Annotated in this window: 13 protein-coding genes; 12 read left to right on the top strand and 1 reads right to left on the bottom strand. The window is 25.8% G+C overall.

Features of this window, described 5'->3' with window-relative positions; all coding sequences use genetic code 11:
• The coding region (locus NGI68_RS15440; RefSeq protein WP_251862338.1) for a transposase at positions 1–135 on the bottom strand (135 nt) is incomplete at its 3' end.
• 538 nt (positions 136–673) lie between these two features.
• Here NGI68_RS15440 and papB point away from each other — a divergent pair.
• The 12 genes from papB to NGI68_RS15380 all read left to right on the top strand — a co-directional run bounded on the left by papB (position 674) and on the right by NGI68_RS15380 (position 16,256).
• Positions 674–2,041 (top strand): PapB family radical SAM/SPASM ranthipeptide maturase, encoded by a 1,368-nt coding sequence (papB, locus tag NGI68_RS15435; protein ID WP_251862334.1) that lies wholly within the window; start codon positions 674–676, stop codon positions 2,039–2,041.
• Between the two features lie 216 nt (positions 2,042–2,257).
• Entirely contained in the window at positions 2,258–2,413 is a 156-nt protein-coding gene (locus NGI68_RS15430; RefSeq protein ID WP_251862333.1) for a hypothetical protein, read from the top strand.
• 138 nt (positions 2,414–2,551) lie between these two features.
• Positions 2,552–3,472, top strand: a complete 921-nt coding sequence (locus NGI68_RS15425) for an ATP-binding cassette domain-containing protein (RefSeq protein ID WP_251862332.1) — start codon at positions 2,552–2,554, stop codon at positions 3,470–3,472.
• A 334-nt stretch (positions 3,473–3,806) separates the two neighbouring features.
• Complete coding sequence (locus NGI68_RS15420) at positions 3,807–4,901, top strand: hypothetical protein (RefSeq protein ID WP_251862331.1); 1,095 nt, start codon at positions 3,807–3,809, stop codon at positions 4,899–4,901.
• A 3-nt stretch (positions 4,902–4,904) separates the two neighbouring features.
• The gene (locus NGI68_RS15415) at positions 4,905–5,600 is read left to right on the top strand and encodes a hypothetical protein (RefSeq protein WP_251862330.1); all 696 of its coding nucleotides are present in this window, start codon (positions 4,905–4,907) and stop codon (positions 5,598–5,600) included.
• 97 nt (positions 5,601–5,697) lie between these two features.
• Positions 5,698–7,473 carry a S8 family serine peptidase gene (locus NGI68_RS15410; RefSeq protein ID WP_251862329.1) on the top strand — a complete coding sequence of 592 codons (1,776 nt, stop codon included), beginning with the start codon at positions 5,698–5,700 and terminating at the stop codon, positions 7,471–7,473.
• Positions 7,474–7,615: 142 nt separating this feature from the next.
• On the top strand, positions 7,616–9,280 hold the full coding sequence (locus tag NGI68_RS15405; RefSeq protein WP_251862328.1) for an ABC transporter ATP-binding protein: 1,665 nt from the start codon (positions 7,616–7,618) through the stop codon (positions 9,278–9,280).
• 1,621 nt (positions 9,281–10,901) lie between these two features.
• Positions 10,902–11,984, top strand: coding sequence for an ABC transporter ATP-binding protein (locus tag NGI68_RS15400; protein WP_286010124.1), 1,083 nt, complete (start codon positions 10,902–10,904; stop codon positions 11,982–11,984).
• Positions 11,984–12,946: an ABC transporter permease gene (locus tag NGI68_RS15395; protein WP_251862327.1), complete on the top strand. Its 963-nt coding sequence runs from the start codon at positions 11,984–11,986 to the stop codon at positions 12,944–12,946. The genes NGI68_RS15400 and NGI68_RS15395 overlap by 1 nt, the downstream gene beginning before the upstream one ends.
• 2 nt (positions 12,947–12,948) lie before the next feature.
• Positions 12,949–14,790: an extracellular solute-binding protein gene (locus tag NGI68_RS15390; RefSeq protein WP_251862326.1), complete on the top strand. Its 1,842-nt coding sequence runs from the start codon at positions 12,949–12,951 to the stop codon at positions 14,788–14,790.
• Between the two features lie 508 nt (positions 14,791–15,298).
• Complete coding sequence (locus NGI68_RS15385; protein ID WP_353505411.1) at positions 15,299–15,679, top strand: PadR family transcriptional regulator; 381 nt, start codon at positions 15,299–15,301, stop codon at positions 15,677–15,679.
• An 82-nt stretch (positions 15,680–15,761) separates the two neighbouring features.
• Positions 15,762–16,256, top strand: a complete 495-nt coding sequence (locus NGI68_RS15380; RefSeq protein WP_251862325.1) for a hypothetical protein — start codon at positions 15,762–15,764, stop codon at positions 16,254–16,256.
• Positions 16,257–16,441 lie beyond the last annotated feature (185 nt).

The following is a 16,441-nucleotide window of genomic DNA, read 5'->3' as shown; positions in this document are numbered from 1 at the left end:
GCTTCTTGCAATCCATAGTATGGCATTGAACATAATTCTATTATCTTTGGGTGGTCTTCCTGTTTTTGCAACGGGAAATAAGTTTTTTATTTGATTCCATTGTTCATCTGATATTTGGTATCGTTTTTGTGTCATTGTTTTAACCTCATAGTTTTTTATATTATTATAGCTAAAATTTAAGTCTTTTGCACTAGTTAGTTTTCAGACACACTCTAATGAATCTAATAAAGAATTTAAATCTAATTTTATATATTTTAAAATCAATATATTTATTAAACGTCATTGTTGTGTTTTAGGATTAAAATATTATTTTGAATTTATGTGTATATTTTCTTTAATTTTACAAAGATACATGATACTATAATATTAGTACATAAGAAGTAAAAAATGGTACATGCTGTTATTGTTACTTCGTATAACTTGAAATCTTGCTTACGATAAAAATATTATATATGATATCCGAATTATATAATAACTAAATAATTAGGAGGATTTTACATATGAAAGAATTAACTTATAACTAAAATAAGCTAATTTCATAATTGCATATGGTTATATTAGTAAAATAATACTTGATTAATCATTTTTATGTGGATGACAAAAAATAAAAAAGGATAAGCGATAACAAATATAGAATTTTATCGCGAAATTTCAGAAAGGAATAGATTTAATTATGAATGAAATATTAGAAAAAAGTAAGTTTTATTCTTATGATATTATTTATGAAAATGAAAAGAAATACCTTTATAACATTATTACTAGTGGAATATTTACATTAGATAATACAGCTTGTAATATTTTAGAAAATAATGTTGATGAAAAAATTAATAATGAGGAGTATAAAGAAACTCTAAAATTTATGAAAGAGAATTTTATTATTCAAACTGATGAAAATGACGTAAAATTAAAAGAATTATATGACAAAATAGCTAGTAACAAAAAAGAGATGAATGCAAGTAGTTTAGTTTTAATGGTAACTCAAGATTGTAATTTACGATGTACTTATTGCTATGGAGTAAATGGAGTATACAATCATAAAGGGGTTATGGATGAGAACACAGCAAAGAAAGCTATAGATTATTTTATAAAATATTCATCAGATGAAAAATTAAATATATGTTTTTTTGGAGGAGAGCCATTATTAAATTTCAAATTAATAAAAAAATTAGTAGAATATGCAAAGGTATTAGAGAAAAAAAATAATAAAAAAATTGGTTTTTCTATGACAACCAATGGCACACTTATTAATAAGGAAATTGAAGAATTTATTATTCAGAATAGAATTTATACAACAATAAGTATAGATGGTGATAAAGAAATACAAAATTCCAACAGATTTTATGATAATAAAAAAGGTTGTTATGATCAAGTAATAAAGAATACTGAGCAATTAAGAAAAACTAATTTATTAACAGCAAGAGCTACAATTTCTCCTAAAAATTCAGATATATTACACAATGTAGATCACTTAATAGACATTGGCTTTAAAAAAGTAGCATGGGCACCTGCATTAAATTTATTAAATGATGAAGATATGGAAAATATTGTACAAGGGCAGAAAGAAGTGATTTTAAAAGTAGAGAAATGTATTAAAAAAGGAGATTTTGATAGGGCTAAAAAATACTTAACTGTAATTGATATGTTAAATAAAGTTAAATCAGATGGGTTAAGAACAAAAGGATGCGGTTCAGGTACTAATATTATGGCTGTAAATATTGAAGGAAATATATATCCTTGCCACAGATTCGTTGGGAATGAATTTATGAGACTTGGCAATATACGAAATGATATCCCTTGTGAAAATGATAGCTTTTATTCAAACGTTGGATTAAAAGAATTTGAGAAATGTGCTACATGTCTTAGTAGAAACATATGTGCTGGGGGATGTATAAATGAGAATTTTGAAATGAATCAAGATATTAGAATTCCCCCAGAAAAATTATGTAAATCTAATAAACAAATTGCACGAGAAATCATTAAATTATATATAAGATTAGACAATGAACAGAAAGAAAAGTTATTTGGAAAAAAGAATTTCTAAGATGAAAATAATACTCTAAATTTATTCTTTATAAGCAGTAATGTTATTAAGAGTAAATATAGATATAAAATTCTAATATGTTTATTCTCTTTCACTATGATTTGTTATTTTATAGTGAAAGAAAATATAAAAGCCTAACGGCTATAAAGTTACTCAAAAAATGTTTACGGAATTCCGTAAGCCACTAACTATAAAATTTTGGAGAGGATGGGGAAAATGAAACAAATTAATAGTTCAATCATCAAATCATGTCAAGACAGGGATCCAAGCTGGTGTGTTTTATGTGATAAACATGATAGATGTAGTAGCTGTGACGCTGTTGACTTTGGTGAGGCAGATTGCGGTAATTGTGATTATGGTAGAGAAGAATAAAATGCTTAGAAGTGGTTACTAATTTGATCTCAATAGAGAGTAATTAACTATAGATTACTCTCTATTTATTTAAATATTATATTTATAAAAAGTTTTAGTTGAGTTTTCCAAATTGATGAGTTTTAATAATAAAACAATATGATTGAACAAATTTATTTAACAGGAAATGGAGGAACTATGAGTATTGAGGTTAAAAATTTAACTAAAAAGTATTTGAAGAGCAAAAATAAAAGTCTTGATAATGTAAGTTTATCAATCCCAAAAGGAATATTTGGATTAATCGGAGAAAATGGTGCTGGTAAAACTACTCTATTGAAGACACTTGCAACTCAATTACCTATTAGTGAAGGAAGTGCGACTATATTCAATTATAAGTTACCAAGTCAGGTAAATGAGGTTAGAAGTATATTGGGATACTTGCCTCAGAACTTTTCTTTATTTGATAATTTAACTGTATTTGAAATGCTGGATTATATAGCACTCTTGAAGAATATATTAGAAAAAGATGAAAGAAAAAAACAGATTATATCTTTGATGAGTAAATTTAATTTACAGGATAAACTTAATAGTAAAATAAAACATCTTTCAGGTGGGATGAAGCAACGTGTTGGCATAGCACAATGTTTATTAGGAAATCCTAAATTAATTATTTTAGATGAACCAACGGTTGGATTAGATCCCAATGAAAGGCTTAGATTTAGAAATATTATAAATGAAATATCACAAGATAGAGCACTAATAATTTCTACACATATTATTAGTGATATTTCAATGATGTGTGAAAATTTGGCTATAATGAAAAAAGGAAAAATACTTTATTGTGGGTCAGTAGATAATTTTACAGAAAAAGCTAATGGAAAAATATATTTAGACTTCATAGATAGTTCTAGTCATGTTGATGATTCTTTATATGGAAAAGTTATTTCTATTACAAGAAAAAATAAAAAACTAGAGGTGAGATTTATTTCAGAAGAGGTAGATATTAAGAATAAATATACTCTTACACAACCTACATTGGAAGATGCTTATTTTTATATGACTTTTCCTAAGGAGGGTTAACAATATAATGCTTAAAATAAAAAAGCTATTACATATAAGAAATCTAGAAGATTTTCTGGGATGTAAATACATATTTCAGATTATTATATTATGTTTTTTGATTTTCCTAAGTACTGGAAATTTAACGCTAAGGTTAATAGCCCATATTTTTGTTCTATTTTGGATTTCTATTAATACTTATCAACTAAACACTTTATTTAAGCGTAAAAATTGTGATTTCATTTTTTATGAAAGTCCTATACAGGATGATTCTAGGTATTTAATGTTTTTTAAAGGAAGTATTTTAGAAAATATTTTGTATTATATATATATATTCTTATTTTGTACGTTTTTTATGAAAGGTAATATTTATCATGCCATAATAATTGCAACAGTTCATTACTGCTTTTCAATTGCATTAGGTATGTGGTTTGCACAACTTTCTAAGAATTTTCTAGGAGTAATATTAATTGTTACATTTTATATATATTGTTTCGCTTATTCTTCTTTATGGACAACAAATGAGTTTAAGCGTTATATTTCCCCAACTTTGCAGTTATGTAATATAAATAGAATTAATATTATAAATACAGTTTCCTTAATTACATTAAGTATTATTTTACTCTTAAGTGCTAAGTACTTAAAAGTATTTTATAAAAAATATAGAAGTCTAAAAATTGCCATTATAATATGTATAGGGATTAGTGTATTTGTTGGAATAATATCTTTTGAGTTATCTTTTAATAAAAAAATTGAAAAAAGTAAGTTTGATACAATTGTAGTAAATGATAAAATTGTAAAATTTAAAGGTGTAGATGAACATTCAGTAACCGTTTTAGCTAGTTTACTAACAAATCTTGAAGATCAATTTGAAAAAATTGGAATAGGAAGCAAATCAAGAGAATATCAATTTAAAAAATATTATGTATCTTATTTGTTATATCCATTATATAAAACAAGACCAGTACCTATCATGAAAGAAAAATCTATTTTTTATATTAACATCTTTTCTGATGCAATGGTAAATTTTCAAGAAACTGATTTATTGAGAGATTTTATAAATCGAGCATTTGATCAAATTGAGAGTGGTATAAATAATATAGATAATAAATATGTATATCAAATAGTAGAGGGTTCCAGGGAACATATATATAAGTCTGCCATTGAAAATAATTCATACATTTCTTCTAAGGATTTAGTTGAAGTATCTGAACAATTTATAAGTAAACGTAATAAATCATCAACTACGGAAGATAATTTTTTAAAGAAAATTATTAATATAATGTTTGATAAATATATGGATGATATACCTAAGCTGTATACTTTAGTACAAAACAAACTTCCTAAAAATAATAAAGAATTTATAGAGATTATTAAAGAACATTTTCCAAAACTATTGGAGGATAGTGATATAAAATCAATAATTGAATCAGTAGTTAGGAGTGGCTAATATATGAAAATAAAAAATAATTTAAAATGTCAATGGAATATTATAAGAAGAAATAAAATGTATTATATATATGTGCTAATCATGTATTTTATATTAGCTTTTTTTGATCAGAAGAACAAAGTATACATGCCTGAAATGGATGATTATATATTTAGATATAATTATCAGCAAGTGTGTATTGTTTTTTCAAGCATAATAGTAACTATGATGCTAATAAATGAAGATTTTATTAAATTATTTGAAGACTTTATTAGATTATATATTAAGGATAGCAAAATATATTTTTATAGTGCACTTATGCTACTTAGTTTTGCTCATATAGTACCATTTATTTTAGGTCAGTTGCTAGTGTTAGTTATAAATTATTTATATTTTGGAACAGTTCCCATTAAACTTTTTCTAGTAAATATTATTATTGTGTCTATAGAAATTGTAGTGTCTAATTTATTGGCAATGTCTTTAAATTTAATAATTAAAAATAAGGTTTTAGTTTATTTAAGTTACTTCATTATTATTACTACATTGCTAGTTATAAATAATGTGTATGTTTCTATTCCGCTAAATATAAGCATACTTGAATCTGAGGGCTTTTATATTACTTTTGCATATCCATTATGGATAGGAAGAATTATCTTGATTATTATAAGTGGAATACTGTTTCACTATGCAGTAAAAAAAATAGTTAGTGAAAGATATTAGATATTATTAAGTTAAGAAAATCACTAATATATGTAAAAGTTTTTAAACTGTAGCTACTTATAATAATAGAGTTGATTTATATTTAGTAAAGTTAAAAATGAGATTCAATCCATTATATGAAAGTGGCAATACTATAAAAAGAGGTAGATGTAAGGTGTATATTGATGAAACAAATAAAAGAATTATAGATATGCATAAGATTTTTGATAGAATTGAAAATATAAACAAATTAGAATATTATAATTTGTTAAATTTAAGGGAAAAAATCCATGGGAAATTAACTGGCTATAATAGTGAGGATTGTTATATTTTTACCCCAAAATTAACTGGAAGTTATGAAATAATTTGTAATGGTACTGATAAATTATGTGCTGCTATATGTAATGAAGAAAAAACAGATTATATAAATAGCTCATGTGTTTCTAATGTTAAATCCATTAGATTAGCAACGACTTTAAAAAATTATAGAAATTATTATATTAAGATTAATCTTATGAATAGCTCAAAAAAGAATGTAATGTATACTTTAAATATTAATTATATAGAAGAACCTAAGAATTATTACTTTAAATATCAATGGGGATTATTAAATAAAAAAAATGGACTAGATATAAATATTTTACCAGTATGGAAATACACAACCGGAAATGGCGTAAAAATAGGTATTGCTGATACAGGTACCAATTATAAACATAGTGATTTAATAAATAGTATTAATTTAAAACTAAGCTATAATTTTGTACATGAATCAAATGATATATTTCCAGAGAATGAGCAAGATTATAAATCAGCAGCTAAAAGTGGACATGGGACACATATTGCAGGAATAATTGGTGCATCACAAGAAGAAAAATGTGGTATGGTTGGTATAGCACCAGATACAGAACTTATTTCACTTAAGATATTGGGTAGTAAAATAGAGAATTACCCAATTTACAACGATGCCTCTGATTCATTCATAAAAGCTATTGAATATTCAAAACGACATGGTATTAAGATTATTAATTGTAGTTTTAGTGGTACAAAACCATCAAAAGCAGAAAGGGAGGCTATGCTCAATTCAAAAGATATTTTATTTATTATTGCTGCTGGAAATAGTGGAGTGGATTTGGGGGAAATTCCACAATATCCTGCATGTTATCGTATTGATAATAGTATAGTAGTAGCTGCTATAGATAAATATGGTGAATTATATATAACATCAAATTATGGTGGTCCTACAGATATAGCAGCACCAGGGGAAAGAATATTAAGTACATATCTTGGGAACAAGTATGTCTATGCAAATGCCACTTCCTCAGCAACGCCTTTTGTTTCAGCAGTATGTGGATTAGTATGGTCTTTAGATAATAATTTGACACCTATGGATGTAAAAAAAAGAGTTGTTGATAAAAAAAATGTAACACAATTAAAAAACTTAAACAATAAAGTTTTAAGTGGAGGAATTCTTAATGCATATAAAGCAGTAGTATGTTCTAATATTGAAACTGTTGAAACAAAAGTCAAATATCCGTACCCAAAATCGATTTTATCATCGGATCAATTTAGTAACAAATATATGACCGAATACATTGGGCAGAGAAACAATCAAGGGAATTTATCCGAAAAAACAATTAATAAAGGTGTAAATGATAATGAGTATATAGGGGAATTAATTGTAAAGTTAAATAGTGAAGTAACTATAGAAAATTGTCTTGAACATTTAGAAAAAGATTTAGTACAAAATATCGTAGTAAAAGATTATCTTAAAATAATAGATGCGTATGTCATTAAGTTTGATAATATTAACTATGCAGATATTGCTTTAGATTTGTTAAATTCATATAGTGAGGTTAAATATGTAGAACCTAATTATAAGAGGACATTTTACTAGAAAAATGTTTAGTTAATGTTTTTCATTCATATAAATCAAGTGTTGAATTTATTTCTTAAAATATAAATACTGTGATAAATATAAAATCAATTAGAGTTTATTCAAAGATAACAGATTGATTCGAAATTAAGGGGTAAAAAGAATGATAAAAAAATATACTAATTTTTACAAAGAATACTTACACATATTTACCAAAAATCAAATAATAGGTATGCTTATATTGATAATATATTCAGCTAGTAATATTATTTATCCATATTTTTTAAAATTAATTATTGATGATGCAATAACCAATAAAGATTTGCAAAAATTATTATTATATACATCCATAATGATAGTAATTATAGGGATATCTATATTATTTAGGTATATAAAAACAATATATTTTTTTAATCTTGGTAAAAAAATTAGCATACATATAAAAAATAAAATTATTTCTAAAATTTTTCAGTATAACCTAGTGTTTTTTAGAAACTATAAAGTAGGGGAAATTATATCAATCTTAGAACAAGATGTTATAAACATACAAACACTATTTATGAATGTAGTTAATGACATTTTTATTAATGTCATGACGTTTATAGGGTTAACAGTAATTTTAACTTTTTTAAATTTTAGAATAACAGTAATATCATTGATTATTTCTGGAATATATTTGATTTTCCAAAGAAGATATGGAAAAGGGATTAAAAAATCAGCTTACAAAACAAGTATAAAAAGAGGAGAATTTCAATCAGTAAGTCAAGAAATGATTAATAGTATATCAAATATACAGTTACAGAATCAGTCAGAGTATTTTCAAAACCAATATAATGAAAGTCAAAATGAGTATTTCCATTTTCAATTTATAGGAGTAAAAATCAGAGCAAAATCATATATATTAGATGGGGTTTTTGAAGGAATGAATCTTATTTTGGTTTTATTTTTTGGAGGACTTATGATATTGAAAGGATACTTAACTGTAGGATCACTTTTTACAATGACTTTATATGTTCAAAAATTGTTTACCCCTATTGTTGCTTTAATAAATGATTATATTGAATTTAAAAAAACACAGGCATCGATTGATAGAGTTTATGAAATTTTAGAAAATGAACAATATAAAATTAAATTCGGAGAGATTAATTGTGGTAATACGAATACCTTAAAAATAAAAAAAATAAGTTTTTCATATAATGAAACCTATTTATTTGATAATGTAAATTTAGAGATGAGGTATGGTGAAAAAATTGGGATTGTAGGGGAAAATGGAAGTGGGAAATCTACTCTTATGAATCTTATTTTAAAGTTAGAAGATAATTTTAGTGGAAATATTTTATTAGGTGATTATGACATAAGAGAATTTAATAAATCTTATTATGATAAAATTTTGTTAATAAAGCAAGAACCATTTATTTTCAATGGAAGTATTTTAGATAACTTAATAATGGGAGAAAAGAATATAAAAAAAGAAAAAATAAATGAGGCTTTATCACTAGCTAATATTAAAGAAGATATTGAAGTAATGGAAAAGGGTGTTAATACAATAGTTGGTGAAAAAGGAGTAAAATTATCAGGAGGACAGTGTCAAAAGTTAGCTTTGGCACGTATTTTTTTATCCCATGAATATCCTATAATTATTCTAGATGAACCAACTGCGGCACTAGATTTAGAGTCAGAAGAAATAGTTTTAAGGAATATTTTTAAATATAGAGCAAACAGTACAATTATAGTGATTACTCATAGAAGAGAAGTACTTAAATACTGCACTAGAGTAATTGAAATAAAAAATAAGAACATTTTTGATAGATGTTTTGCTGAATTATAAACTACACCTCAATTCAACAAAGTAGGTGAAGGGGGCTAATTATTACAATATAATATGCGATAAGTCTTTTAAAAGAACTTAAGAATGAACTTTTATTAAATCCTAATTTTAAAGATAAAAATATTAATTTTATAAGTAAAGAAAAAGAATTAAATTCTTTAGTAGAGACTATGCTTATAAAAGAGCCTTTTCTAATTTAATAATAAATTTTCTAACTTATAATGAAAAAAGGAACAAAAATAGGCTTGGGAATATTAGAAAAAGGAGATTTTATAAAAATTATATCAAAAGATAATGTAAGAAATGTAACAAAAGAAGAGGTTGAAAATATATTTATTTAATTGTGCCAAGCTTTTTGTATCAGGGAAAGTATTAGTATGCTATATTTATTTTTTTTGTATTATTACTAAATGTGCTTTCATTTTAAGAAATGAAAGTAAGTAATATGAATGAAAGTTTACCATTTTAAGTTATATAATTACATAATATGTTTCAAAATTTAGTTCCATGAATATATGCTATAGTTTATAATTTTAAAACACAATATATTGAAAAAATATTTTATATCTTTAATTATGCAATTTTTCAAAAGTAGTAATATTAAGGTTTATAAAAATAAATTTTATTCAAAATAGAACTTTATCATCAATATGAGAAAAACTATGTAATTTTTTTAAAATTACATAGTTTTTCTTTAATATTGCTTATTATAGGCATAATAGGCAAGTTAACCATAGTATTAATAAGTATAAATTAATTTGTCTCATAATTATTTCAATTTATATTGAATAAATTGTAGAATTTTCTTTACAGCTTTGCTATAATCTAATCTGATAGATTTAATAAACAATTCATAAATTTGAAAAATTCAATTTATGAATAATAAAAAATTGTTGAGAGGGATATTATGATTACGGACAGGCCGCTAAGTAGTAAATTTATATTAGCAAAAAATGAAGAAAAATCAGGGGTAGATGGATAAGAAATACTTCAATTTTCATGTATACATATATATGAGATAATGTGTTGAGGTATTATTTATGACTTTTTTTAAAAAACTAAATTAAGTCTAAATCCATATAAAAAGATTGTTTACTTATGCCATAAATTATTATTGTAAAATCTTTACCCCCTGTGATTTTTATCCAGGGGGTTGTTTTATTTATAAATTTATATTTGATCAACTTAATCTTACCCTATTGTTAATATTCTGATTTTTGCCAAAATGGTAAATGTTAGAATTATTAAATTTTAGAGTTTTTAACATGCACAAGAAGCTACAATTGTTTATACTTTTTCATTATGTGCAAGAACTTATGTGTGCTTAATTGTTTTCACTATGCAATAAGAAGTTATTTTTGATTATATTTTTCCTAAATAACAAAATAGCATTATTGAATTTAATGACCAAACTTTTAAAAATTCTATTAATAGTATTTAGGTGGAATAAATAAATCATTAAAAATTCCGACTAAATTTTAAACTGGTTTTATAAAAATTTTTATAAATTTTACATAATCAATATTTATAGGACTTAATTTAGCTTATACAAAGTAAAAGATATAAAAATAATTAACTTAAGTCTATATAAATAAATAATATAAAGGTAGAGGTGATTTTCTTGATTGAGGTAATGGTTCAATTAAAAAATGTTAGTAAAAAATTTTCAGAGAGTAATTCTTTAGCTGTGGATAAAGTTTCTCTAGATATTAACAAAGGAGAATTTTTAACTATTCTAGGTCCGAGTGGATGTGGTAAAACAACAACATTAAGAATGATGGCAGGTTTTGAAGAACAAAGCAATGGATCAATCTTCATAGACGGTGAAGAGGTTTCAAAGGTACCTGCCTATAAAAGATGCGTTAACACAGTATTTCAAAGTTATGCATTATTTCCCCATATGAACATATTCGAAAATGTAGCTTTTGGTTTAAAAGTTAAAAATGTACCAGAAAATAAGATTAAAGAAAGAGTAAAAGAAATGTTAAAAATGGTACAGCTTGAAGGCTATGAACATAGAATGCCAAGTGAGCTTTCTGGAGGTCAAAAGCAAAGAGTGGCTATAGCAAGAGCCGTTATAAATAATCCTAAGGTACTTTTATTAGATGAACCTTTAGGAGCATTAGATTTAAAACTTAGAAAACAAATGCAACTAGAATTAAAACAACTTCAAAGAAAGTTAGGAATAACTTTTATTTATGTAACTCATGACCAAGAAGAGGCTTTAACTATGTCAGATAGAATAGTGGTTATGAATAAAGGTGTTATAGAACATGTCGGAACTCCAGCAGATATATATGAAAGACCAAAAACTAAGTTTGTTGCAAATTTTATTGGAGAGACTAACTTATTTGAAGGAAAAATTTTAGAGAAAAATAATAATAGATATCTTGTAGATGAAGATGATGGAGAAGAAATTTTAGTAACTGGATCTTCCACATCTATTACACAGGATGTATGTCTTGCTATTAGACCAGAGAGAATTAAACTTTCTAATAATGTGGATAATGGAATGGCTGGAATAAAGGTAAGTGTTAAAGAAAGAATTTATAATGGATCTGTAATTAAAACAGTTGTTGTTACCCAAAATGGAAGAGAATTTGTGGTATCAGAGCCTATAAGTGATGTATACTCTCTAGATAACTACAATGAAAACCACGTGTTTGCTACCTGGAATCCTAAGTATGCAGTGGTGATGGACTAATGTGGGGGAAAAGCAGCAAGAGCTTTTCAAATAGTTCTGAAAAGCAATTGCATAATCAGGATACAGATATTAAGTTAAATGAAAATAAAAATTCAATAAAAGGCAAACTAAAAAAATCCACACCGGTATTTAAGACAGTTGGGCCCGTTGCCCTATGGCTTATTACATTTTTTGTTGTCCCTTTACTTCTTGTATTGATAGTTAGTTTTTTATCAAGAGGTGAGTATGGAGACATAAGACTATCCTTTACACTAGAAAATTATAAAAGGCTTATAGACCCTATGTATGGACAAATTTTGATTAAAACTTTAATTATTTCTATTAGTACCACATTAGGGTGCTTGATTATAGGTTATCCTTTTGCATATTTTATTGGAAGATCAAGTAAAAAATATAGAGGACTATTATTGTTATTAGTTATACTACCATTTTGGACTAATTCTTTAGTTCGTACTTATGCATGGATAATACTTTTAAAAACAGAGGGAGTAATTAACACATATCTTATGAGATTGGGGCTAATTCACTCTCCAATGCAAATGCTTTATACAGATGGTGCTGTATTTGTAGGAATGCTTTATATAATGCTGCCTTTTATGGTGCTTCCTATTTATACATCTATAGAAAAATTAAATATGAGTTATATAGAAGCTGCTAATGATCTTGGAGCTTCTCCATACAAAACCTTTAAAGAAATAACTCTGCCTTTAACTCTACCAGGTATTATAGCAGGTTGTATGCTTGTATTTATACCTACATTAGGTTATTTCTTTATATCAGATTTAATGGGTGGAAGTAAGACTATGCTTATTTCAAACCTAATCAAAAATCAATTTTTAACCTCTAGAGATTGGCCTTTTGGTTCAGCTATAGCAGTAATATTAATTATTTTAATGCTTATAGCTATAGGACTTTATTTTAAAGGAACCAAAGCAAAGAAGGGTACTGAGGGGGTTATCTAAAGATGAATAATAATAAGAATTTGTTAAGCAAAATATATGCAGCTTTAGTTTATATTTTTTTATATTTACCAATCCTTGTTCTAGTAGTGTTTTCTTTTAATAAGTCTAAATTAAATGCTACATTTACAGGATTTACTCTAGATTGGTATAAAAGTTTGATACACAATGATCAAATATTAGAAGCATTAAAAAATAGTTTAGTAATAGCTTTTGTAAGTACCTTTTTTGCAGTAATTATAGGAACTTTAGCTGCTATAGGTATGTATAGATATAAATTTAAAGGAAAAAAAGCTATGGAAGGGCTACTCTATATTCCAGTAGTTATTCCAGAGATAGTTATGGGCATATCCATGCTTGCCTTTTTCTCGTCTCTTCACCTAGATGCAGGTCTTATAACATTAATACTAGCTCATATAACATTTTGTATTTCATATGTTGTTATAGTGGTTAGAGCTAGATTAGATGGATTTGATTCCGCACTAGAGGAAGCTGCAGAAGATCTAGGAGCTACACCTTGGCAGACATTAACTAAGGTTACATTACCGGTTATATCTCCGGGGATTATATCAGGTGCACTACTTGCTTTTACATTATCTTTAGATGATGTTATTATAAGCTTCTTTGCTGCAGGACCAGATAGTAATACACTGCCACTTAAAATATTTTCTATGGTTAAGTTTGGCGTAACCCCTGAAATAAATGCATTATCAACAGTAATGATGGTATTTACTTTAAGTATGGTAGTTATAGCAGAAGGTATAAGAAGAAATATGCTTAAAAATAAAAAGGTTAAAACAGTACTCTCAGCTATAGTAATACTATTAATGGTTAGTGGAGTTGGATTCACTATTTTTGGAAATACTGCTAAAGCAGAGAAACAGGTGTTAAATGTATTTAACTGGTCGGAATTTTTACCACAGTCTGTTATTGATCAGTTTGAAAAAGAATATAATGTAAAGGTGAATTATTCAACATTTTCTTCTAATGAAGAAATGATTGCAAAGTTAATGGGAGGAAATGTTCCTTATGATTTAGTAGTTGCTAGTGATTATGCTATTGAAATAATGACAAAGCAAAAATTAATTCAACCTATAAATAAAAATGATATTGCTAATTTAGGAAATATAGATAAGAACGTACTTAACTTACCATTTGATCCTAAAAATACTTATAGTTTACCTTATATGTGGGGAGGAAACTATATAGTGGTAAATAGAAGTAAAATAAAGAAGAAAATTACTTCTTTTAATGACTTATGGGATAGTCACTTTAAGAATTCTATGGTAATTTTAGATGATCCAAGAATCATGATAGGGTTAGCGCTGCAAAAGAATGGATACTCTATAAATACAAGAAATCCAAAGGAACTTAAAAAGGCTAAAGAAGATTTGATAAAATTAATGCCTAATGTAAAAGCCTTTGATAGTGACTCTCCAAAAACACTTCTTATAAATGGAGAGGCATCTATAGGATATGTATGGGGAACAGAAGCGTATTTGGCAAAACTAGAGAATCCTAATTTGGAAGTGGTTTTAACCAAAGAAGGGGTAGTTCCTCAATATGATAACTTTGTAATACCTAGAAAAGCTAAAAATAAAAAGTTAGCACAAGAGTTTATAAACTTTATATATAAACCAGAAGTAAGTGTTCAAGTATCTGAGGAGTTTCCTTATGCAAACCCAAACAAAGCAGCGTATCGGTTAATGGATAAAAATAAATTAAATGATATAGCTATTTATCCACCAAGAAAAGCAGTACAAGGAAATGAACTTATAAAAGATGTAGGATCATCTACAAAACTCTATGATGATATATGGACTGAAATTAAAAATAGTAAGAAATAAAGAAAAATTTATATTATTAATTTGATGGTTAAAATAAAAATATCTAATTTTAACATTACAAAAATAAAAATACACTGATAAACTAATTTGTTTTGCTAAGAAGTTTTAAATTAAGAACTTCTTAGCTTATCTATACAGTTTATTAGTGTATCTTTTTATTTTACTATATTAAAATTAAAGATATTCTGTAGGTTCTATGAAAATAAATGGGTGAAATATAATTATAAGAATTTATTTTAGAATTGTTATTTATAGCTATTTTATTATGATTCATTGAGTTAAGGATTATAAATTATAAAGTTTCATAATTATTAATAAAACTTTATTATAAAAAATTCATATAAAATACTTGCATTTTGTATACCTTTCTATACAATGTATATATTATAATAAGGTATAACTTATAACAAGGTATATATTATAGTAGAATACTTCATATAGGAAATTTAATTGTTATCAATATTTACCAAAGTAGTTTATAATTTGTATCAATATATTAAGAAATATATTGATACTAGTAAGATGCATAATACCGAAAGAGGTGAGTCTGTCGAGAGAGATAAAATTAGATAAAGAAGTTCTTCGTGGTTACATAGATCCAATTATTTTATCATTACTTTATGACAAGGACAGCTATGGATATAATCTAGCCAAGGAAGCTAAAGAGATGAGTAATGATAAATTTGAACTAAAAGAAGGAACTTTGTACTTAGCTTTTAAAAGATTAGAGAAAAATGGATATGTAAAAAGTTATTGGCAAGAAGGTAATGCTGCAAGAAGAAAATACTATCATATCACATCTGAGGGAAGGCTATATGTAGAGGCAAAAAAGCAGGAATGGGAATTTATAAAGAAATTAATGGATAATTTTTATAAAGGAGTAGAATAATTATGTCTATATCAAATAATATAAAAGAACAAATAGAATAATTTGCTAAAATAAATACTAAAAAAGTCTTCAAAAAGAGGATATGACTTATTTTGAGATACTAGGATTAAAGGCTAACGATACTATAAATAAAGCTAAAAAAGAAGTTGGGAAATTTAAAATAAGCTCAAAAAAGCATGAGGAAGAAACAGAAGAATTAGCGGGATATATGACAGATTATATAGAGGATTTGGTGAATCAAGGTTACTCTGAAGAAGATGCACTACAAAAAGATAAAATTGATTTTGAAGTACAAAATCCAGAAAATCCATTACTAAAAGATGAATACTGTGAAAAATTGCAACACTATATTGAAAGTATGGATCCTGCTACACAGGAAGCAATAGGCCTTATATATGGCAGCCGTTTATTTATAGGTGTAGTAGTAGGTGGCATTACTGGTGTTTTAGGACAGATTTTATTCAATAGTCACATCTTTGGACCTATTTTGTGGATCATGCTTGGCTTAGGATTTATGTTAGGATTAGCACTTGGAATGAGTAGTCATGCTAATATTAATATGAAATATAAAAAATAATCATTAGGATTGTGTATATTAATATAAGATATTATAAGTAATAGTTAGAATGATAGATATTGATAAAAAATACCAAAAATAATTTTTAAGATAATAGATGATGTCATAGATAATTATTAGTCTAATATATTAAAAGCAAACTTCAAAGATAATGCCTAGGCTAACAGATAGTAGTATTTGTTAGC

Origin of the sequence: Clostridium sp. Marseille-Q2269 (assembly GCF_943736985.1) — a bacterium.
In the GTDB taxonomy this organism is placed as follows: Bacteria; Bacillota; Clostridia; order Clostridiales; family Clostridiaceae; genus Clostridium_F.
Note: the sequence above shows the minus strand (reverse complement) of the source record. Positions and strands in the feature narration are given on the sequence as shown.